The organism is Nocardia cyriacigeorgica, assembly GCF_010858045.1.
GTDB classification, from domain to species: domain Bacteria; phylum Actinomycetota; class Actinomycetes; order Mycobacteriales; family Mycobacteriaceae; genus Nocardia; species Nocardia cyriacigeorgica_E.
Genome location: NZ_JAAGVC010000296.1, coordinates 1 through 296, shown reverse-complemented (window position 1 = coordinate 296; position 296 = coordinate 1). Strand labels below are relative to the sequence as shown.

Here is a 296-nt window from a genome sequence, read left to right as displayed (position 1 = left end):
CGACCCCACCGCGCACACCGCGTCCAGCGCCGCGGTGCTGAGCACAACGATGCGCTGAGGGTCGGCGGGAACCTCGGTGACACCGAAGGGGTGGGTGATGGTGCGGGTGGCGCCTGCGGCCGGATCGGGCGCGGTGGGCAGGCTGCACGCCTGCGCGGTGTCGCGCTCGATCCCGACCACACCCGCGCCCGCGATATTGGTGGTGGTGCGGACGATCGAGGCCGAATCATCGGCAGGCGTCGAACAACCCGCGACGACGAGCGCCGCGCAGCCGACGACGACGGCACCCATGATCG

The 296-nt window shown here is 72.3% G+C and carries 1 pseudogene; it reads right to left on the bottom strand.

The features are described 5' to 3' along the window. Nucleotides 1-291 (bottom strand): annotated as a pseudogene (locus GV790_RS29780) (transporter); the annotation flags it as partial. Nucleotides 292-296 lie beyond the last annotated feature (5 nt).